Source organism: Nocardiopsis sp. iso_40, assembly GCF_056173285.1.
In genome coordinates this window covers 4,014,552-4,033,523 of sequence record NZ_CM149666.1, presented here as the reverse complement: position 1 = coordinate 4,033,523, position 18,972 = coordinate 4,014,552, and the positions used below count along the sequence as shown (strand labels likewise).

The window sequence follows — 18,972 nt, the reverse complement described above, 5'->3', positions numbered from 1 at the left end:
TCGGCATAACATCAGACCATGGACCTCCTAGGAGCCTGCACAGCCTTCGTCCACGTCAGCGACAGAGGCAGCTTCACCCACGGAGCCGCAGCCGCCCGCATCCCCCAACCCGTCGCCAGCCGCCGCATCGCCGCCCTCGAAAAACACCTCGGCGCACCCCTCTTCGACCGCACCACCCGACGCCCCACCCTCACCCAGTTCGGCCACACCGTCCTGCCCACCGCACGACGCCTCGTCCACCTCGCCCACACCCTCGAACACGACGCCGCCACCGCCCGCCTCACCCCCCTCCGCATCGCCGTCCCCACCACCTGCACCACCCACGACCTCGCCCACCTCACCGCACAGGCCCGCCGACACGACCTCCACCTCGACCCCCACCCCGCACACCCCGCCCAACGCACCGAACTCCTCCACACCAACCAGGTCCGCACCGCCATCACCGCGGTCCCACCCGACCAGGCCCACTGGACCGTCCCCCTCGGCCTCGCCACCCACCAACCACCCCACATCAACACCCACTACCTCGAAACCCTCCGCCCCCACCGAGGCGACACCACCCCGCCCCGCCGCGTCTGGATCCAACCCGAAGACGACACACCCCACATCCGCGACCCCCTCACCCACACCGGTGACACCGTCGGCCTCCACCCCACCCAGATCACCCACGCCACCACCCTCACCAACGCCACCGCCGAAGTCCTCACCACCCACGACCTCCTCCTCTGCTCACCCCGCCAGGCAGAAGACCTCAACCTCCACTGGCGCCCCCTCGGCGAAACCCAACCCACCCGCACCTACACCGCCACCGGAGAAAAAGCCGAAATCCTCCGCACCCGCATCCACGCCCACATCGCCCACTGCCTCGGAGCAACCACCCCGTGATCACCCAACGACTCCAGACCGAACTCGACCAGGCCAAACTCCACGCCTCCCTGCTCGTCCGCGACCTCAACACCGGACACGAGATCGGCATCCACCCCGACACCGAGTACGCCACCTCCTCCCTCGTCAAAGTCCCCCTCGCCCTCGCCACCCTCCAACGCCTCCAACACGGCGAACTCGACGGCGCCGCCCCCATCCGCATCGAACCCGGCGGCCCCACCACCGGCCCCCTCGGCCTCAGCCGGTTCCGCCACCCCACCACCGTCGCCATCGACGACCTCCTCTACCTCGCCATGTGCGTCAGCGACAACGTCGCCGCCGACGCCCTCTTCGACCTCACGCTGCCCGCCCACGTCACCCGCACCCTCCACGAACACCACATCCACGGCATCACCGTCCGACACCGAGTCCGCGACCTCAACGAAACCCCCGCCGAACGCCTCGCCCCCGACGAGACCCACCTCGCCCACACCCTCGCCATCCAGGCCCAAACCGCCGGACGCGGCCACCGCATCCCCCAACTCGACGTCACCCTCGCCAACTCGGGCTCCGCCCGAGCCCACGTCGACCTCCTCCAAGCCCTCTGGAGGCCCACCACCATCCACCCCGACGTCGCCGCCCGCCTACGAGCCCTCATGGCCGACAACGTCGTCCGCCACCGCCTCGCCCCCGAATTCAGCACCGACGCCAGCACCTGGTCCTCCAAAACCGGAAGCGTCCTCAACCACCGCCACGAGATCGGCGTCGTCGAACACAGGAACGGCGAGGCCTACGCCATCGCCGCCCTCACCGCATCCCACGTCCCCGCCCGCCAACAACCCGCCACCGAAGCCCTCATCGGCCGAGCCGCCCGCACCCTCAGAGACCACCTCCGAGCCAACTGACCCGCCACACACCCGCGAACGCCGCGTCCACGCAGCCCCCGACGGTCCACGGGCCCCCTCGGGCTCAGGAACAGGACTGGCGCGGACAGCACATGTAAAGCTATGCTTGACAAGTGCAAGAAAAATTGACGGATGCGCTGCGGGCGTTGAAAACCCACACCGACGCCCTCCTCGCCTCACGCGTCCTCACCACGGACCACGACTGGACCCACTCCATCGGACACGCCGTCAGCATCCAGACGGCAGCCGACGACGTCGTACGCGCAGTCGTCCAACAAGCACGCCGCAACGGCGCCACCTGGCAGACCGTCGGCGACGCACTCGGCGTCAGCCGACAGGCGGCGTTCCAGCGCTACGGCAAACCGGTCGACCCCCGAACAGGACAACCCATGAACACCACCCCGCTCCCCGGCGCCACCGAACTGGCCGCCTCGACCGTCGACGACCTCGCCTGCGGCCAATGGACGCGCGTCACCGAACAGTTCGACCCCACCATGCGCGACGGCCTGCCCGAGGACGCACTCGCCGCCGCATGGGCCCAGATCATCGGCCTTGCCGGAGCCTACGAAGGACACGGCGAACCAGAGGCCGCCCGGGCCGGCGACATGACCGTCACCAACACACCGCTCTCCTTCGAAGCGGGCGACTACACCGCACGCATCACCTTCCGAGACGACCGCACCATCGCCGGCCTGCACATCCTCGAAAGGCAGACGCCGTGACCCCCCAAACCCGCACCACCCCCACGATCCAACCCCGCATGAGCGGACACGACCTACGATCCATCGGCGTGTTCACCGCCCTCGCGTTCGCCCTCGCCTGGCTCGTCGCCCTCCCGCTCTGGCTCGGCGACGGACTCACCAGCCCCCTCTTCCCCCTCGTGTCCGTCGCCATGATGACGACCCCCGCTATCGCGGCACTCGTCGTCGTGTTCCTCATGGACAAACCCCGACAGAAGGCGTGGACGCTCGGACTGTGGCCGCTCAAACCGGCCCGAAGACTGATCGGCTACGCGGCGCTGGGAATCTTCGGGTCCATCGCCCTCGTCCTGGCAGCCCTCCCGATCGGCGCGCTGCTCGGCGTCTACCCGGCCGACTTCACGAACTTCTCCGCGTTCCAACAGACCCTCGACGAACAGGCGGGCGCCGCGGGACTAGGCGAGATCCCGATACCGACCGGCGCACTGATCACCCTCCAGCTCGCCACCCTGCCCCTGGCCGCGTTCATCAACCTCATCCCGGCCCTGGGAGAGGAGCTGGGATGGCGGGGATGGCTGCTCCCCAAGCTGATGCCCCTCGGCACACTCCCGGCACTCCTGGCCATGGGCGTGATCTGGGGCCTCTGGCACGCCCCGCTCATCCTCCTCGGGTACAACTACGCGGACGCGCCCGGCTGGCTCGGCCTGGCCGCGATGGTCCTCATGTGCACCCTGGTCGGCGCGCTCTTCGGCTGGCTGCGGCTCCGGTCGGGATCCGTGTGGCCCGCCGCCCTCGCCCACGCCGCGTTCAACGGGGCGGCCGGGACCTACCTCCTCTTCGCCCGGGCAGGGGAGCACATCGACACCACGCAGGCGACGGTCCTCGGCTGGAGCGGGTGGATCGTGCCGCTCGTCCTCGTCGCGGTCCTCATCGCCACCGGACAGTTCTCTCCCGGGAAGCACCCGGCCGGCCCGCCGTCGAAACCCGGGTCCACCTGACGGAGGGGGCGGTGCTCATCCACCGAACGCGAACACCGGGTGGGAGCTGTCCTCGTCGGCCTCCGAGTCCCCGAGCCCGACCCCCTCAGTACTTCGGCCCGACGAACTGGTCCATCCGGGCCACCGCGTCCCGCTTGGAGACGGACACGACGTGCTTGTCCTGATGGGTTCCCTTCCCCTTGCTGGTGTGGACCTTCCAGGGGATGTCCAGCTGGTCCAGGGCTTCGGTGTACAGCCCGATGATGTCGGTGGAAACGTTGGTGAAGTGGTAGCGCGGGTACTCGTAGTACTCCGCGCCACCATCCGGCCGCTTCTTGCGTATTCGATTGATGACGCGGCACCCGTCCGAGTGCATGAACCCACGTATGAGGGCTTTGGGTTGCTCACCAACGATGTCCTGCTGCCAGGGCTCCAGGACGATCGGGCGTGAGTGCTTGTGACCCTTGCCGTGCTGGGGAAAGATGCAGGGCCAGTGCTTGGACGTCGCCTTGACCTCGGTACAGCCAGCCCGTTTGACCATGAACACCCCGACGGGGAAGATGGCCTCGATCGCAACCTTGCAGTAACTGATGAGTTGGGGATAGCTGTTGTCGTAGAAAATTGACAACGCGTACACTCCACGCCTGCCCTGCGTGATGTGGCCGTCGCCGAGGTAGGCGCCTAGCACGTAGGCGTAGGCTTCTTGGTTGATTTCTCCGTTCGCACACCTGGGGCAGTACAGGGTGCGCTCCGCACGGCGTGCTTCGGTGCCAGGGCTTCGTCGGTTCCCGTAGCGCCAGTGCCGGATTGCTTGGATGGATACACCGCACTGAGCTGCTATGGCCTTATCGGTCAGCCCTTGGGTTTTGAGGCGAAAGGTCTCGTCAACGATCTTGCGTGAGTACATACAGTGCATGGTTGCTCACGCTTCGGACATTCTCTGGCGGGATGCCACTGAACAGCAAAAAAGCCACCCGGAGGCGGCTCTGTTGTGGGTGCCGGAAGTGGGATTCGAACCCACACACCCTTGCGGGCGGGGGATTTTGAGTCCCCTATGTCTACCATTCCATCATTCCGGCTGGTTTGTCCGGTTTGCCTGCTCGGCTTCCGGGGGGGGCGGCGGTCCGCCAACAGTGCAGTCACGATTGACGTGCATTGCCGGGGCCGACGCACAGCATACTAGCGGATCTCGGTAACCTCGTATACGTGACGAGGACGCAGAGCCGTGTGGTGATCGCGGAAGACGAGGCCCTGATCCGCCTGGATCTCAAGGAGATGCTCGAGGAGGACGGCTACGCCGTCGTCGGGGAGGCCGGCGACGGGGAGGCCGCTATCCGGCTTGCCCAGGAGCTGAGGCCGGACCTGGTGATCACCGACATCAAGATGCCGGTGCTCGACGGCCTTTCCGCCGCCGAACGCATCGCCGGGGACCGCATCGCCCCGGTCGTGATCCTGACGGCCTTCTCCCAGCGGGAGCTGGTCGAACGGGCTCGCGAGGCGGGGGCGATGGCCTACCTGGTCAAGCCCTTCAGCAAGTCGGACCTGGTTCCGGCGATCGAGATGGCCACCTCCCGCTACGCCGAACTGGCGGCGCTGGAGGCGGAGGTCAGCAGCCTCCAGGACCGGCTCGAGACGCGCAAGCTCGTCGAGCAGGCCAAGGGGCTGCTGCAGAGCCGCCACGGGATGAGTGAACCCGAGGCGTTCAGGTGGATCCAGAAGAACTCCATGGACCGTCGGCTGACCATGCGCAAGGTCGCCGAGACAGTCGTCGAGACACTCGGGGGACAGCAGGCCTAACCAGCCGACCCCCGCAGTACTGAACAGGGGCCGCACCCGACCGGGTGCGGCCCCTTCGTGCTTCCTCGGGTCGAGATCCGGCACAAACCTACAGATCGGCTGCTTGCAGCGGCGAAAGCTAGACGAACGTCCAGGGTCAACGCGGATCTCGTACCAGTTTGATCTCGGTTGCACACAATGGGGTGACGGTTGGATCACGTGGCTTAAGCGATGCTGAATGACCAGCCTAAATCGGGCTAAACTCACCGCACCGAACAGCTAAAGGACAGCGGTACCCGAATGCTCGCATTCGGAGTCCGCCAACCTCAGATGCGCAAGGAGCGCGCGTGCGCACACGCCTCGTGACCGTGTTGCTCGCCCTGATCACCGCATTCCTGGTGATTCCCGGGGCAGTGGCGACGGCAGACGAACAGGGCGGTGAGTCGCTGCACGGTCAGATCGGTCAGCCGGACGACCGGGACCAGGGTGTCGAAGGCATCCTGATCACGGTCTTCCAGGGTGACGACGAGATCGATGCGGTGGAGACCGGCCCTGATGGAAATTGGGAAGTGGGGTTGCCCGGACCGGGCGACTACCGCCTAGTGGTGGACCAGGAGTCCGTCCCCAGCGAGTTCGCCGTACGTGAGACGGCGCTTGTCGTCGACGGAGAGGCCGAGGTCGAGGTCGAGGCCGACAAGGACCGGCTCGTCCTCATCGTGCTGGAACACCCGGGTGAATCCGCCGAGCAGGACGAGGCGGCCCCCTCACCGGAAGAGGACGCGGCCGAGGACGAGGAGGCGCCCGCCGACGACGAGTCCGTCGCGGTCGAGGGCGTCAGCGGCGGTTTCGGGGAGCGCTTCGTGCAGCTCGCCGCGGCCGGTCTCCTGTTCGGCCTGGTCATCGCGATCTCCGCGATCGGCCTCTCACTGATCTTCGGTACGACGCAGGTCATCAACTTCTCGCACGGTGACATGGTCACCTTCGGCGCGATGATGGCCCTGTTGTTCAGTACCGGCGCCGCGGGGCTGGGCAACTCCCTGCTGGCGATCTTCGCCGGTCTGGGTGTCGCGGTCCTGTTGGGGGCGTTCGCCGAGGACAGGCTCAACCGGACCACGCTGGTCGTCCTCCAGTGGTCCTCGGTCTTCGGCGGTATCGCGCTGGCGACGCTGGTGGGCGTGCTCGGTGACGACCTGGGCTGGCAGGTGCCGCTGTGGGCGGCCGCCGGCATCGCGGTGGTCATGGGCGCCGTCCTGGGCGGTTCGATGGAGCGTTACCTGTGGCGTCCGCTGCGCAGGCGCAACGTCGCGCTGATCCAGATGTTCATCGTCTCGATCGGTCTGGCCCTGGTGGTGCGGCACGTGCTGCTGGTGCTCTTCGGCGCGAACCGGGAGCGTTACGCCGGTTACCAGGTGCAGGAGATGGTGGACTTCGGGCCGATCTCGATGCCGCCGCGCGACCTGGTGATCATGGCCATTTCGACCGTGGTCCTGGTGCTGGTGGCGTGTCTGCTGCAGTTCACCCGGATCGGCAAGGCGATGCGGGCGGTCTCGGACAACCGGGACCTGGCGGAGTCCTCGGGTATCGACGTGGACCGGGTGACGCTGTACGTGTGGTTCCTGGGCGGCGGCCTGGCGTCGCTGGGCGGTGTGCTCTTCGGCCTGAACCAGGTCGTGGACTACGAGATGGGCTTCCGCCTGCTGCTGCTCATGTTCGCCGCGGTGATTCTGGGCGGTCTGGGAACGGCCTACGGCGCGATGGTCGGCGGTATCACCGTCGGTCTGGTGGCGATGCTGTCCACCCTGTGGTTCCCCACACAGCTCATGCAGGCGTGGGCTCTGGCCCTGATGATCCTCATGCTGCTGATCAGGCCCCAGGGTCTGCTCGGTCGGCGCGAGCGGGTCGGCTAGGAGAGGTAGACAATGGATATTTTCTTGATCCTCGCCGAGTCCGCCCGATCCGCGGTGGGTCCGGTGGCCGCGATCTACGCGTTGGCCGCGATCGGTCTGAACATGCACTTCGGTTACACGGGGTTGCTGAACTTCGGCCAGGTCGGGTTCATGCTGGTGGGCGCCTACGGCGTGGGTATCAGTGTTTCGGTGTTCGAGTTGCCGCTGCTGGTCGGGTTCCTGACGGGGCTGGCCTGTGCCGTGGTGCTGGCGCTGCTGTTGGGTGTTCCGACGCTGCGGTTGCGGGCGGACTATCTGGCGATCACGACGATCGCGGCGGCCGAGGTGTTGCGCCTGGTGTACCGGGCGGGGTTCGCGGAGCCGTTGACCAAGGGTGTGTACGGCCTGCAGAACCTGTCCGGTGAGTTCCGTACCTGGAACGTGTTCTTCGACCCGGGTGAGCGGTACGGGTTCGGCGGGTTCTCGTTCAGCGGCAACCACATGTGGGTGATGACGGTGACGTGGGGTCTGGTGGCGCTGACGGCGCTGCTGACCTGGTTGCTGATGCACAGCCCGTGGGGCCGTGTCGTGAAGGGCATCCGTGAGGACGAGGAGGCCGTGCGCAGCCTCGGTAAGAACGCGTTCGCCTACAAGATGCAGGCCCTGGTCCTGGGTGGTCTGATCGGTGCGCTGGCGGGTTGCATGCTGGCGGTGCACCAGGCCGCGATCCAGCCGGACCAGTTCAAGCCGCAGGTGACGTTCTTCCTGTGGGTGATCCTGCTGTTGGGCGGGGCTGGGCGCGTGCTCGGGCCGATCGTGGGTTCGATGGCGTTCTGGTTCCTGATGAGCTTCACGGACGGCTTCCTGCGGGGGCTGGGCCGTGAGGGGTACCTGCCGTTCCTGTCGGGCCCGGACTACGGTGCGATCCAGTTGGCGTTCGTCGGCGTGATGCTGGTGCTGTTGATCGTCTTCCGGCCGCAGGGTCTGATCGGTGACCGCAAGGAGATGTTGGTCAATGTCAAGTGACGAGATGGACGCCTCCGGGGCGGGTGCCGTGGTCGATCGGATGGCCGGGGCGGTTCCGGAGCCGGGTTCGGCGAAGTCGGATCCGATCCTGGTGGCTGACGGTGTGCGGCGTTCGTTCGGTGGTCTGACCGCTGTGGACGTGGGGCACCTCGAGGTGCAGCGGGGGACGATCACGGCGCTGATCGGTCCGAACGGTGCGGGTAAGTCGACGCTGTTCAACCTGTTGACCGGTTTCGACCGGGTGGACGGTGGCCGGTGGTCGTTCGAGGGGCGGCCGGTCAACGGCCGTCCGGGTCACCGGGTGGCCCGTGCCGGGATGGTGCGGACCTTCCAGTTGACCAAGGCGCTGACCCGGATGACGGTGCTCGACAACATGTTGTTGGGTGCTCAGGGCCAGGTGGGCGAGCGGATGGCCGGGGCGTTCCTCCGTCCGGTGTGGGGCCGTCAGGAGAAGGCGAACACGGTCCGGGCGATGGAGCTGCTGGAGCGGTTCAAGCTGGTCGACAAGCGTCAGGACATGGCGGGTTCGTTGTCGGGTGGTCAGCGCAAGCTGTTGGAGATGGCCCGTGCGCTGATGACCGATCCGAGCATGATCATGTTGGACGAGCCGATGGCGGGTGTGAACCCGGCGTTGGTGCAGTCGTTGCTGCACCACATCACGTCGTTGCGTGACGAGGGCAAGACGGTGCTGTTCGTCGAGCACGACATGGACGTGATCATGGGGATCAGCGACTGGATCGTGGTGTTGGCGCAGGGGCAGGTGATCGCGGAGGGTTCTCCTTCGGACATCCGGTCCAACCAGCAGGTGATCGATGCCTACCTGGGTGTCCAGGAGGTCGAGGACGAGGTCCGGGGGAGTGGCGATGAGTGAGGAGAGCGGTGGGCCGCGTCCGGGCCCGGAGGAGGTGCCGGAGGCCGAGGTCTTCCAGGAGCACCGTGAGGAGTTCCTGGAGCACGCGGTGGCCGAGACCGCCGAGGTGGGTGGTCCGGAGGACTACCTGCTGTTGGCCAGGGACATCGTGGCCGGTTACGTGCCGGGGGTGAACATCCTGAACGGGTGCACCCTGACGCTCACCGAGGGTGAGGTCGTGGCGATCATCGGGCCCAACGGTGCGGGGAAGTCGACTCTGATCAAGACGATCTTCGGGTTGATTCCGGTGCGCGGGGGCGGTCTGACGCTGCGGGGTTCGAGTATCGCGGGGTTGGCGGCGCACTCGTTGGTGGAGCGGGGCGTGGGCTACGTTCCGCAGACGCGGAACGTGTTCCCGTCGTTGACGATCGAGGAGAACCTCCAGATGGGGGCTTTCCTGCGGCCGAGGACGTTCGCTGAGCGGTTCGCCGTGGTCTCGGAGCTGTTCCCGTTGTTGGGGAAGCGCCGTAGGGCGAAGGCCGGTTCGCTGTCGGGCGGTGAGCGTCAGATGGTGGCCATGGGCCGGGCCCTGATGATGGATCCGTCGGTGCTGCTTCTGGACGAGCCCACGGCGGGGTTGTCGCCGATCTACCAGGAGGAGGTCTTCCAGCGGGTGAAGGAGGTCAACTCCACGGGTGTTTCGGTGGTCATGGTGGAGCAGAACGCGCGTCGTTGTCTGCAGATCTGTGATCGCGGTTACGTGTTGGACCAGGGCCGCAACGCGTACACGGGTACGGGTGCGGACCTGCTGAACGATCCGAACGTGATCGAGTTGTACCTGGGGACGCTCGCGAAGGGTTGATCCGGGTGTGTGTCGGGGGCGGGGCCCGTGGGGCCTCGCCCCCTTTGTCGTGTTCTGGTCCCGGGCGGGCGGCTCAGCCGGTGGTGTACTCGACGTAGTCGAGGATCTCGTAGCCGCCGGGGCCGAAGTGGAAGATCTCGAAGGTGGCGGAGGTGGGGTCTCCGTTGTCGTCGAAGTCGATGTTGCCGCTGCTGCCCTGGTAGTCGATGCTCTGGTTCTGGTCGAGGAGGTCGCGGCACTCCTCGAAGGTGGAGCATTCGGTGCCGTCGGGGCGGCTGATCTCGGGCAGGTGTTCGACGTAGTCGGCGGGGGCGGTGGATCCGGCGGATTCCGCGGCGAGGGCGATGGCGGTGACGCAGTCGAAGACCTGCGGGGCGAACTGGAACACCTCGAGTCCGGGGTCGAACTCGCGCAGGCCGTCGTTGAAGCCGGGGTTGTCGGCGCTGGGGGCGACTCCGGTGGTGCCGTTGATGGCGTCGGAGGAGGCGGCGCCGAGGGTGGTGCCGAGTTCGGGGTCGTTGAGGCCGTCGGTGAGGTAGAACTGGCTTTCGATTCCGCTTTCGAGGAGGGCGGCCATGAGTTGGGTGCCCTCCTGGAAGGAGATGAGGGTGACGGCGTCGGGGTTGACGGTGGCGACGGAGCTGATGACGGCGCCGAAGTTGGTGGCGTCGGGGTCGTAGGTCTCGGTGATGGTGACGTTGGCGCCCATGGCGGCGAGTTCGGCCTGGACGGCGTTGAGGTAGCCGGTTCCGTAGTCGTCGGCGCGGGCGATGACGGCGATGTCGTTGTGGCCGTCTTCGATGATCTGTTGGGCGAGGACGGGGCCGGCGAGCAGGTCGCTGGGTGCGGTGCGGAAGTAGTAGCCGCCGTCGTCGATGTTGCTCAGTTCGGGTGAGGTGTTGGTCCCGGAGCACTGGACGGTTCGGCTGCTGGTGATGGTGTCGTAGCTGGCCTGGGTCATGGCGGAGGCGGCGGCGCCGATGACGGCGTTGACGCCGGAGGAGACGAGGGTGTTGGCGGCTTCGTTGGCCCGTGCGGTGTCTCCGGCCTCGTCGGCTTCGCGGGGTGGGGGGACCTCGGTGCCGAGGATGCCGCCGGCGGCGTTGATCTCGGAGATCGCGTATTCGACCGCTGCTATCTGGGGTGGGGCTAGGAAGGCGAGGGAACCGCTCTGGGGGTAGAGGAGGCCGTAGGTGAAGGTGTTGTCGTCGGGGTCGGTGCCGTCGCTCTCTCCGCAGGCGGTGAGGGTGAGGGTGAGTGTGAGGGCGGCCGCGGTCAGGGTGAGGGCCTTGTGGGTTGGCATGGTGGTGTCGGGTCCGTTCGGGAGGTGCCCGGTGCAGGGGGCGGTGGACGGGTGTCGGGGGAGGGGGCGCGCGGGTGGCGGCCGGGGCCGGTTCGGGGCCGTGGTGTGTCGTCCGGTGTGTATACGACGAGGCACGGCGCGCGGGGTGCGGCCGTGCCGGGGCGGTGGGTCCGCCGTGGTGTGGTGTGCACAGAGCCGGGGGTGCGGGGCGTGTGCCCCGCACCCCCGGACGGTGTGTGCGGTGTGTGCCGCTGACGGTGTCTCCTACCGGGGAACGCGGTGTTCTCTGGTGGTGACGGTGTTACTCGTTGACGGAGTACTCCTCGAAGCCGAGGGTTTCGTGGCCGTCCTCGCCGAAGTGGAAGACCTGGAAGGTGGCGGAGGTGGGGTCACCGTTGTCGTCGAAGTCGATGTTGCCGCTGGTGCCCTGGAAGTCGATGGCCTCGTCCTGCTCCAGGAGGTCGCGGCACTCCTCGAAGCTGGAGCACTCGGTGCCTTCGGGGCGGCTGATCTCGGGCAGGTGCTCGACGTAGTCGGAGGCTTCGACGGAGCCGGCGGACTCGGCCGCCAGGGCGATGGCGGTGACGCAGTCGAAGACCTGCGGGGAGAACTGGAAGACCTCGAGTTCGGGGTCGAACTCGCGCAGGCCCTCGTTGAACTCGGGGTTGTCCGCGCCGGGGGCGACTCCGGTGATGCCGTTGATGACGTCGGGGTCGTCCTCGTTGACGGTCTTGCCGAGTTCGGGGTCGTTGAGGCCGTCGGTGATGTAGAGCTGGTCGCCCTCGACACCGGCTTCGATGAGTTCGGCGATGACCTGGGCGCCCTCCTGGAAGGAGATGAGGGCGATCGCGTCGGGGTCCTCGCTGGTGACGGAGTTGACGACCGAGTCGAAGTTGGTGGAGTCGGGGTCGTAGGTCTCGGTGGTGGTGACGCTGGCACCGAGGGCTTCGACCTCGGCCTCGACGGCGCCGAGGTAGCCGTCGCCGTAGTCGTCGGCTCGGGCGATGATGGCGATGTCGATGTGGCCGTCCTCCTCGACCATCTGGCGGGCCAGGACGGGGCCGGAGAGGAGGTCGCTGGGTGCGGTGCGGAAGTAGTAGCCGCCGTCGTCGATGTTGGTCAGGTCGGGTGCGGTGTTGGACCCGGAGCACTGGACGGTCTCGGCGGAGGTGATGGTGTCGTAGCTCGCCTGGGTCATGCCGGAGGCGGCGGCGCCGATGACGGCGTTGACGCCGGAGGAGACGAGGCTGTTGGCGGCTTCGTTGGCCTGGGCGCTGTCGCCGGCCTCGTCGCCTTCGGTGATGGCGGGGACCTCGGTGCCGAGGATGCCGCCGGCGGCGTTGATCTCGTCGATGGCGTACTTGGCCGCGCTGATCTGGGGCGGGCCGAGGAAGGCGAGGGCGCCGGTCTGCGGGTAGAGGATGCCGAAGTTGAACTCCTCGGCTGCCCCGTTGTCGCCGCCTCCGTCGCCTCCGTTGTCGCCGCCGCCGTTGCCACACGCGGTCAGTCCCATTACGAGGGCCGCGGTTGCGGCAGTGAGTCCTAGGACCTTCTTGCTTGCCATGATCGTGGTCACTCCGTTCAACCGGCGTTGCACGCTGTGCGGTGCAGCCGTGTCGTTGGTGCTGGTGCTTCCCTGATGCCCGTGATGTGTGGCATGACTTAATCAGGAGCGTTAGCGGAGCTTAATCACGGAAGTTCCGTTCCGGGAAGTGGGAGAGGGGCGTTGGTGCCAACTCGCCTCTGTGCTGTTATGAAGCTGTGGTCATGGCGGGGCTTTTCGGCCGGTTGTTTGGACGAATGAGTGCTGCTAGTGCACGGTTGGCAGCAATCTGTCGCGGGAGGCGGGCACAGCGGAGCCCGGCCGTCGAGCTCCCGGGTGTGCTGGCGGGCTCCGGTGCTGGTTGGCCGGGCTGGGCGTAGCTGTGGTGTGTTCGGTGTTGTAGTGGGGCTTGTGTTTCGTGGTGCGGGCCGGGGTCAGCTCTGGGGTGCGTCGCGCAGCATGCAGGTGAGCCTGGAGGTGCACACCTTCCTGCCGTTGTCGTCGGTGATGGTGATGTCCCAGGTGGCGAGGGTGCGGCCCAGGTGGACGGGGGTGGCGACCCCGGTGACGTGGCCTTCGGTGGCGGACCGGTGGTGGGTCGCGTTGATCTCGATGCCCACGGCGACGCGGCCGAACTGTTGGGCGTGGATGGTGGAGCCGATGGAGCCCAGGGACTCGGCGAGGACGCAGGAGGCGCCGCCGTGGAGGAGCCCGAAGGGTTGGCGGTTGCCTTCGACCGGCATACGGCCCACGACGCGTTCGGGGGAGGCGTCGGTGATCTCGATGCCCATGTGTTTGCCCAGTCCGCCGACGAGTGCTCCGGAGTCGAGGAGTTCGCGCAGCGTGTCGGCGTCTGTGGTCATGGTGTGCCTTCCGATCCGGTCAGGTGGGCCCGTATCCGGTCGAACCGGTCGGGGCGGGGCGGGTGTTCCCGTGGTGATGGCCGCGGGCTGTCTGTAGCGCATCCTAGGATTCGTTGTGTGGTGACCAAGCGAGAGACCCCCGAACAGACATCCCAGGCCGGCGGCGGGCGCCCCCGCCTACTCCTCCTGGACGGCCATTCGATGGCCTTCCGCGCGTTCTTCGCGCTGCCGGTGGAGAAGTTCGGTACCAGTACCGGGCAGTCCACCAACGCCGTCTACGGCTTCGCGTCGATGCTGGTGAAGCTGTTGCGTGAGGAGGAGCCGACCCATGTGGCGGTGGCGTGGGACCTGTCGGGCCCCACGTTCCGGCACGAGGAGTACGACGAGTACAAGGGGGGCCGTTCGGAGACCCCGCCCGAGTTCCCCTCGCAGGTGCCGCTGACCCAGGACCTGATGCGGTTGATCGGGGTCACGAACCTGTCGGCGCCGGGTTTCGAGGCCGACGACGTGATCGCCACGCTCGCGCACCAGGGCGGTCAGGCGGGTATGGAGGTGTTGATCGCCTCCGGTGACCGCGACGCCTTCCAGTTGGTGACCGAGGACTGCACGGTGCTCTACCCCGGTAAGAGCCTGTCGGACCTGCGCCGGATGGACCCGGCCGCGGTCCAGGACAAGTACGGCGTCACCCCGGAGCGCTACCGGGATCTGGCGGCGTTGGTGGGGGAGAAGGCCGACAACCTTCCGGGGGTGCCGGGTGTGGGCCCCAAGACCGCGGCCAAGTGGATCACGAAGTTCGGTTCGTTGGACGAGCTGGTGGCCCGGGCGGACGAGGTTCCGGGCAAGGCCGGGCAGAGTTTCCGCGACCACCTGGACGACGTGCTGCGCAACCAGCGGCTGAACCGGTTGGCCACCGACGTGGAACTGGACGCCGCCGTGGCCGAGCTGGGGTTGGGCGAGGCGGACCGGGCGGGTATCGACGCGCTCTTCGACAACCTGGAGTTCGCCTCCAACCTGCGTGAGCGCCTGTACGCGGCGATCCGCGCGGGCGAGGGCGGTGCGGCGGACGAGTCGGCGGGCGGGGCGGCCGAGGGCTTCGCGGTGGAGGTGACGGTCGCTCGGACGGGGCAGGTGGCCGCCTGGCTCACCGAGCACGCCGCCGCCGGGGGGCTCACGGAGGAGGCCCCGGCCGGGGTGGCCGTCGACGGCGCCTGGGGCCGGGGTACCGGGCGGGTGGACGCGCTGGCGGTCACCGTGCCGAGCGGGGACGCCCTGTTCGTCGACCCGGTCCTGTTGGACGCGGCCGACACCGAGGCGTTGGCGGCCTTCCTGGCCGACCCGGAGCGGCCCAAGGCGGTGCACGAGTACAAGGGTGTGCTGCTGGCGCTGGGCGCGCACGGTTGGACGCTGGGCGGGGTGGTCAGCGACACCGCCCTGGCGGCGTACCTGGTGCAGCCGGGGCAGCGCCGGTTCGACCTGGCTGACCTGTGCCGCAAGTACCTGGGGCGGGAGCTGGAGGAGGACACCGACGGCGCCCAGATGGCCCTGGACCTGGGCGGGGAGGGCGAGACCGGGCGCGGCCGCGGGCTGGCGGTACGGGCCGCGGCCACCCGGGACCTGGCCGGGGTGCTCTCCGCCGAGTTGGACAAGCGGGGCGGCACCCATCTGCTGCACGGGGTGGAACTGCCGTTGGTGGACGTGCTGGCCCGGATGGAGCGGGCCGGGATCGCCGCGGACCGCGGGTACCTGGAGGGTTTGCAGGGGGAGTTCGCCGCTGCGGCGCGCGGTGCGGTGGAGCGTGCGCACGAGGTCGTGGGGCGGGAGTTCAACCTGGGCTCGCCCAAGCAGTTGCAGCAGGTGCTGTTCGAGGATCTGCAGCTGCCGAGGACGAAGAAGATCAAGACGGGGTACACGACCGACGCGGACGCGTTGGCGTGGCTGGCGACGCAGACCGACAACGAGCTGCCGGGTGTGCTGTTGCACCACCGGGACCAGACGAAGCTGCGCACCACGGTCGAGGGTCTGATCAAGACGGTCGCGGACGACGAACGCATCCACACCACGTTCAACCAGACGGTGGCGGCGACGGGGCGGCTCAGTTCCACCGAGCCGAACCTGCAGAACATCCCGGTGCGCACGGACGTGGGGCGGCGGATCCGGCGGGCGTTCGTGGTGGGCGAGGGCTTCGAGGAGCTGTTGACGGCGGACTACAGCCAGATCGAGCTGCGCATCATGGCCCACCTGTCGGGGGAGCAGGCGCTGATCGACGCGTTCAACAGCGGGTACGACTTCCACGCGCAGATGGCGGCCCAGGTGTTCGGCGTCGCGGTGGACGAGGTCGACGGCGAGGCGCGTTCCCGGATCAAGGCGATGAGCTACGGGTTGGCGTACGGGTTGAGCGCCTACGGGCTGTCCCAGCAGCTGGGGGTGGCCCCGGACGAGGCGAAGAAGCTGATGGAGGACTACTTCGCGAGTTTCGGCGGGGTGCGCGACTACCTGAACGCGGTCGTGGACGAGGCCCGGCGGGTGGGGTACACGGAGACGATCCTGGGGCGGCGCCGGTACCTGCCGGACCTGACGAGTGACAACCGGCAGCGTCGGGAGATGGCGGAGCGGATGGCGCTCAACGCTCCGATCCAGGGGTCGGCGGCTGACATCATCAAGGTGGCGATGCTCCAGGTGGACGCGGCGCTCACCGAGGGCGGTTACGGGTCCCGGGTGCTGCTGCAGGTGCACGACGAGCTCGTGGTGGAGGTCGCGCCGGGTGAGTGTGAGGCGGTGGAAAACCTCGTGACGCACGAGATGGGCTCGGCCTATGCTCTGCGTGTTCCGCTGGGCGTCTCGGTCGGCAGCGGACAGAACTGGCACGACGCCGCGCACTAGGCGCCGGCGCTGAAAACGGAGGTGGGAACGGTGACGGGGCAGGAAGAGACCGCGGGCGGTTTGGCCGTGGGGCCCGTGACCGTTCCCGCTGACGCGTTGACGTGGCGGTTCTCACGGTCCTCGGGGCCGGGCGGGCAGCACGTCAACACTTCGGACACCCGGGTGTCGCTGTCGTTGGACGTGGCCTCCTGCAGGGCCTTGGGGGCGACGCGGCGTGCGCGTGCCCTGGAGCGTCTGGCGGGCCGTCTGGTGGGCGGGGTGCTGACGGTGTCGGTGCAGACGCACCGTTCCCAGGTCCGCAACCGCGCGGAGGCGCGTGAGCGCCTGGCCCGGGTGCTGGCGGAGGCGATCGAGCCTCCGCCGCCCGAGCGCCGCAGGACGAGGCCGAGCCGGTCGGCGAAGCGGCGCCGGTTGGAGGCCAAGCGTCGCCGGAGTGACGTCAAGAAGACCCGCGCGCGCCCTCCGATGGACTGACGCGGGGCCTTCCGCGGGCTGTCGGGCGACGGCCGGGCAGCCTCCCGCCGACTTTTTTCCGGGCCTCTCCGGCCGGCCCCGCCGGAGAGGCGCGCGCGGGGCGTCAGGCCCTGTCGGACATGGGCGGGGACCTAGTTGATCTTCCCCGGCATGCTCGGGTAAATTGCCGCCATTACGGCCTTCGTCGGGTTGGCGGTCCTGGGTTCCGATTGACCAGGACGCCCTTGTCTCATATTCTGACGTTAGCGTTGTGGGTTCGTGCGGGCGTCTGCTGTCTCCGTAGGGGGCAGGAGGGTTGCACCGCTTCGGTCTCCACTCTGGACCCGGCGGCTGGCGGTCACGGACGGCTCGTTCCGTTATGTGACTCTCGCTTCTTACTTCTGGACGGCGGATCGACGGGCTCGAACCTGCGGCGTGCCCATTTCCTGAACCTGTCCGTATCCGGAGTCCACCCACAAATGACGAGCAGCACCGAGGCCACCTCGACACCCCAGGTAGCGGTCAACGACATCGGGTCCGAGGAAGCCTTCCTCGCGGCGATCGACGAGACCATCAAGTACTTCAACGACGGTGACATTGTCGAGGGCACCATCGTGAAGGTCGATCGAGACGAGGTCTTGCTCGACATCGGCTACAAGACCGAGGGTGTGATCCCCTCCCGGGAACTGTCGATCAAGCACGACGTCGACCCCGGTGAGGTCGTTGCTGTCGGCGACCAGGTCGAAGCCCTCGTTCTCCAGAAGGAGGACAAGGAAGGCCGTCTGATCCTGTCCAAGAAGCGCGCTCAGTACGAGCGGGCCTGGGGCACGATCGAGAAGATCAAGGAAGAGGACGGCGTCGTCACCGGCACCGTCATCGAGGTCGTCAAGGGCGGCCTCATCCTCGACATCGGCCTGCGCGGCTTCCTGCCCGCGTCGCTGGTCGAGATGCGCCGTGTGCGCGACCTGCAGCCCTACGTCGGCCGCGAGCTCGAAGCGAAGATCATCGAGCTGGACAAGAACCGCAACAACGTGGTCCTGTCCCGTCGCGCCTGGCTGGAGCAGACCCAGTCCGAGGTCCGCCAGACGTTCCTCAACACCCTCCAGAAGGGTCAGATCCGCAAGGGCGTCGTCTCCTCGATCGTCAACTTCGGTGCCTTCGTGGACCTGGGTGGCGTCGACGGCCTGGTGCACGTCTCCGAGCTCTCCTGGAAGCACATCGACCACCCGAGCGAGGTTGTCGAGGTCGGCCAGGAGGTCACCGTCGAGGTTCTCGACGTGGACATGGAGCGCGAGCGCGTCTCCCTGTCGCTCAAGGCGACCCAGGAAGACCCGTGGCAGCAGTTCGCCCGGACCCACCAGATCGGCCAGGTCGTTCCCGGCAAGGTCACCAAGCTGGTTCCGTTCGGTGCGTTCGTGCGTGTCGAGGAGGGCATCGAGGGCCTGGTCCACATCTCCGAGCTGGCCGAGCGCCACGTCGAGGTGCCCGAGCAGGTCGTCCAGGTCGGCACCGAGATCTTCGTCAAGATCATCGACATCGACCTCGACCGCCGTCGTATCAGCCTCTCGCTGAAGCAGGCCAACGAGAGCGTCTCGCCCGACCAGGTGGACTTCGACCCCACCCTGTACGGCATGGCCGCGGACTACGACGAGCAGGGCAACTACAAGTACCCCGAGGGCTTCGACCCCGAGAGCGGCGAGTGGCTCGAGGGCTTCGAGGCTCAGCGGGACGAGTGGGAGCGCAGCTACGCCGAGGCGCAGGCTCGTTTCGAGGCTCACCGCAAGCAGGTCGAGGAGGCGCTGGCGGCCGAGGCCGACGCCGCCAACGCGCCTGCTCCGGAGGAGGAAGAGGACGACCACACCGGTGGCGGCCAGAGCACCGGCGGTTCGTCGGCCAGCTCCGAGTCCACCAGCGGCGCGCTCGCCTCTGACGAGGCGCTGGCCGCGCTCCGCGAGAAGCTCGCGGGCGGCGAGGCCTAAAGCCTCCTCACCGGGCTCCGGCCCGGGTGACGGTTGTTCGAGGGGCCGTTCCCACCACTGGTGGGGGCGGCCCCTCGCCGTGTCCGGGGCTCGCCGGGGCGGTGTCC

16 protein-coding genes and 1 tRNA gene are annotated in these 18,972 nt (G+C 67.8%); 12 read left to right on the top strand and 5 right to left on the bottom strand.

Annotated features, from left to right (window positions below; translation table 11 throughout):
* Positions 1–18: 18 nt before the first annotated feature.
* From AC0VYD_RS17550 to AC0VYD_RS17535, 4 genes are all read left to right on the top strand, one after another.
* On the top strand, positions 19–885 hold the full coding sequence (locus AC0VYD_RS17550; protein WP_475476599.1) for a LysR family transcriptional regulator: 867 nt from the start codon (positions 19–21) through the stop codon (positions 883–885).
* A complete protein-coding gene (locus tag AC0VYD_RS17545; RefSeq protein ID WP_475476598.1) occupies positions 882–1,769 on the top strand; it encodes a serine hydrolase in 888 nt (295 codons plus the stop codon). Before AC0VYD_RS17550 ends, AC0VYD_RS17545 begins: the two co-directional genes overlap by 4 nt.
* A gap of 146 nt (positions 1,770–1,915) precedes the next feature.
* Positions 1,916–2,491 carry a DUF3887 domain-containing protein gene (locus AC0VYD_RS17540; RefSeq protein ID WP_475476597.1) on the top strand — a complete coding sequence of 192 codons (576 nt, stop codon included), beginning with the start codon at positions 1,916–1,918 and terminating at the stop codon, positions 2,489–2,491.
* Positions 2,492–2,529: 38 nt separating this feature from the next.
* Complete coding sequence (locus tag AC0VYD_RS17535; RefSeq protein ID WP_475480291.1) at positions 2,530–3,465, top strand: lysostaphin resistance A-like protein; 936 nt, start codon at positions 2,530–2,532, stop codon at positions 3,463–3,465.
* 85 nt (positions 3,466–3,550) lie between these two features.
* Here AC0VYD_RS17535 and AC0VYD_RS17530 read toward each other — a convergent pair whose 3' ends face one another.
* Together AC0VYD_RS17530 and AC0VYD_RS17525 are read right to left on the bottom strand one after the other, a co-directional pair.
* Positions 3,551–4,351: a transcriptional regulator gene (locus AC0VYD_RS17530; RefSeq protein ID WP_475476596.1), complete on the bottom strand. Its 801-nt coding sequence runs from the start codon at positions 4,349–4,351 to the stop codon at positions 3,551–3,553.
* Between the two features lie 89 nt (positions 4,352–4,440).
* Positions 4,441–4,523, bottom strand: a tRNA-Leu gene (locus tag AC0VYD_RS17525).
* Between the two features lie 148 nt (positions 4,524–4,671).
* On the opposite strand from AC0VYD_RS17525, the gene AC0VYD_RS17520 reads away from it, so the two are divergent.
* The 5 genes from AC0VYD_RS17520 (at position 4,672) to AC0VYD_RS17500 (ending at position 9,844) form a co-directional block, all read left to right on the top strand.
* Positions 4,672–5,241: an ANTAR domain-containing response regulator gene (locus AC0VYD_RS17520; protein ID WP_191272679.1), complete on the top strand. Its 570-nt coding sequence runs from the start codon at positions 4,672–4,674 to the stop codon at positions 5,239–5,241.
* Between the two features lie 326 nt (positions 5,242–5,567).
* Positions 5,568–7,127 carry a branched-chain amino acid ABC transporter permease gene (locus AC0VYD_RS17515; RefSeq protein WP_475476595.1) on the top strand — a complete coding sequence of 520 codons (1,560 nt, stop codon included), beginning with the start codon at positions 5,568–5,570 and terminating at the stop codon, positions 7,125–7,127.
* Between the two features lie 12 nt (positions 7,128–7,139).
* Positions 7,140–8,132: a branched-chain amino acid ABC transporter permease gene (locus AC0VYD_RS17510; RefSeq protein WP_475476594.1), complete on the top strand. Its 993-nt coding sequence runs from the start codon at positions 7,140–7,142 to the stop codon at positions 8,130–8,132.
* Entirely contained in the window at positions 8,122–9,003 is an 882-nt protein-coding gene (locus AC0VYD_RS17505) for an ABC transporter ATP-binding protein (RefSeq protein ID WP_475476593.1), read from the top strand. The genes AC0VYD_RS17510 and AC0VYD_RS17505 overlap by 11 nt, the downstream gene beginning before the upstream one ends.
* Positions 8,996–9,844 (top strand): ABC transporter ATP-binding protein, encoded by an 849-nt coding sequence (locus AC0VYD_RS17500; protein ID WP_475476592.1) that lies wholly within the window; start codon positions 8,996–8,998, stop codon positions 9,842–9,844. Before AC0VYD_RS17505 ends, AC0VYD_RS17500 begins: the two co-directional genes overlap by 8 nt.
* A gap of 73 nt (positions 9,845–9,917) precedes the next feature.
* Here the strand turns inward: AC0VYD_RS17500 and AC0VYD_RS17495 are convergent, their stop codons facing one another.
* The 3 genes from AC0VYD_RS17495 to AC0VYD_RS17485 form a co-directional block, all read right to left on the bottom strand.
* On the bottom strand, positions 9,918–11,147 hold the full coding sequence (locus AC0VYD_RS17495) for an ABC transporter substrate-binding protein (protein WP_475476591.1): 1,230 nt from the start codon (positions 11,145–11,147) through the stop codon (positions 9,918–9,920).
* Between the two features lie 301 nt (positions 11,148–11,448).
* Complete coding sequence (locus AC0VYD_RS17490) at positions 11,449–12,711, bottom strand: ABC transporter substrate-binding protein (RefSeq protein WP_475476590.1); 1,263 nt, start codon at positions 12,709–12,711, stop codon at positions 11,449–11,451.
* A 413-nt stretch (positions 12,712–13,124) separates the two neighbouring features.
* Positions 13,125–13,553: a PaaI family thioesterase gene (locus tag AC0VYD_RS17485; protein WP_475476589.1), complete on the bottom strand. Its 429-nt coding sequence runs from the start codon at positions 13,551–13,553 to the stop codon at positions 13,125–13,127.
* 117 nt (positions 13,554–13,670) lie between these two features.
* On the opposite strand from AC0VYD_RS17485, the gene polA reads away from it, so the two are divergent.
* The 3 genes from polA to rpsA all read left to right on the top strand — a co-directional run bounded on the left by polA (position 13,671) and on the right by rpsA (position 18,865).
* The gene (gene polA / locus AC0VYD_RS17480) at positions 13,671–16,433 is read left to right on the top strand and encodes a DNA polymerase I (protein WP_475476588.1); all 2,763 of its coding nucleotides are present in this window, start codon (positions 13,671–13,673) and stop codon (positions 16,431–16,433) included.
* A 30-nt stretch (positions 16,434–16,463) separates the two neighbouring features.
* Positions 16,464–16,907, top strand: coding sequence for an alternative ribosome rescue aminoacyl-tRNA hydrolase ArfB (arfB, locus tag AC0VYD_RS17475; protein ID WP_475476587.1), 444 nt, complete (start codon positions 16,464–16,466; stop codon positions 16,905–16,907).
* A gap of 458 nt (positions 16,908–17,365) precedes the next feature.
* Positions 17,366–18,865 carry a 30S ribosomal protein S1 gene (gene rpsA, locus AC0VYD_RS17470; protein WP_473038907.1) on the top strand — a complete coding sequence of 500 codons (1,500 nt, stop codon included), beginning with the start codon at positions 17,366–17,368 and terminating at the stop codon, positions 18,863–18,865.
* Positions 18,866–18,972 lie beyond the last annotated feature (107 nt).

What these genes read in the sequence shown, in the direction of transcription:
- AC0VYD_RS17550 (WP_475476599.1), top strand. Translation starts at nt 19, where the DNA reads ATGGACCTCCTAGGAGCCTGCACAGCCTTCGTCCACGTCAGCGACAGA.
- AC0VYD_RS17535 (WP_475480291.1), top strand. Translation starts at nt 2,530, where the DNA reads ATGAGCGGACACGACCTACGATCCATCGGCGTGTTCACCGCCCTCGCG.
- AC0VYD_RS17530 (WP_475476596.1), bottom strand. Translation starts at nt 4,351, where the DNA reads ATGTACTCACGCAAGATCGTTGACGAGACCTTTCGCCTCAAAACCCAA.
- AC0VYD_RS17510 (WP_475476594.1), top strand. Translation starts at nt 7,140, where the DNA reads ATGGATATTTTCTTGATCCTCGCCGAGTCCGCCCGATCCGCGGTGGGT.
- AC0VYD_RS17505 (WP_475476593.1), top strand. Translation starts at nt 8,122, where the DNA reads ATGTCAAGTGACGAGATGGACGCCTCCGGGGCGGGTGCCGTGGTCGAT.
- AC0VYD_RS17500 (WP_475476592.1), top strand. Translation starts at nt 8,996, where the DNA reads ATGAGTGAGGAGAGCGGTGGGCCGCGTCCGGGCCCGGAGGAGGTGCCG.
- AC0VYD_RS17495 (WP_475476591.1), bottom strand. Translation starts at nt 11,147, where the DNA reads ATGCCAACCCACAAGGCCCTCACCCTGACCGCGGCCGCCCTCACACTC.
- AC0VYD_RS17490 (WP_475476590.1), bottom strand. Translation starts at nt 12,711, where the DNA reads ATGGCAAGCAAGAAGGTCCTAGGACTCACTGCCGCAACCGCGGCCCTC.
- AC0VYD_RS17485 (WP_475476589.1), bottom strand. Translation starts at nt 13,553, where the DNA reads ATGACCACAGACGCCGACACGCTGCGCGAACTCCTCGACTCCGGAGCA.
- rpsA (WP_473038907.1), top strand. Translation starts at nt 17,366, where the DNA reads ATGACGAGCAGCACCGAGGCCACCTCGACACCCCAGGTAGCGGTCAAC.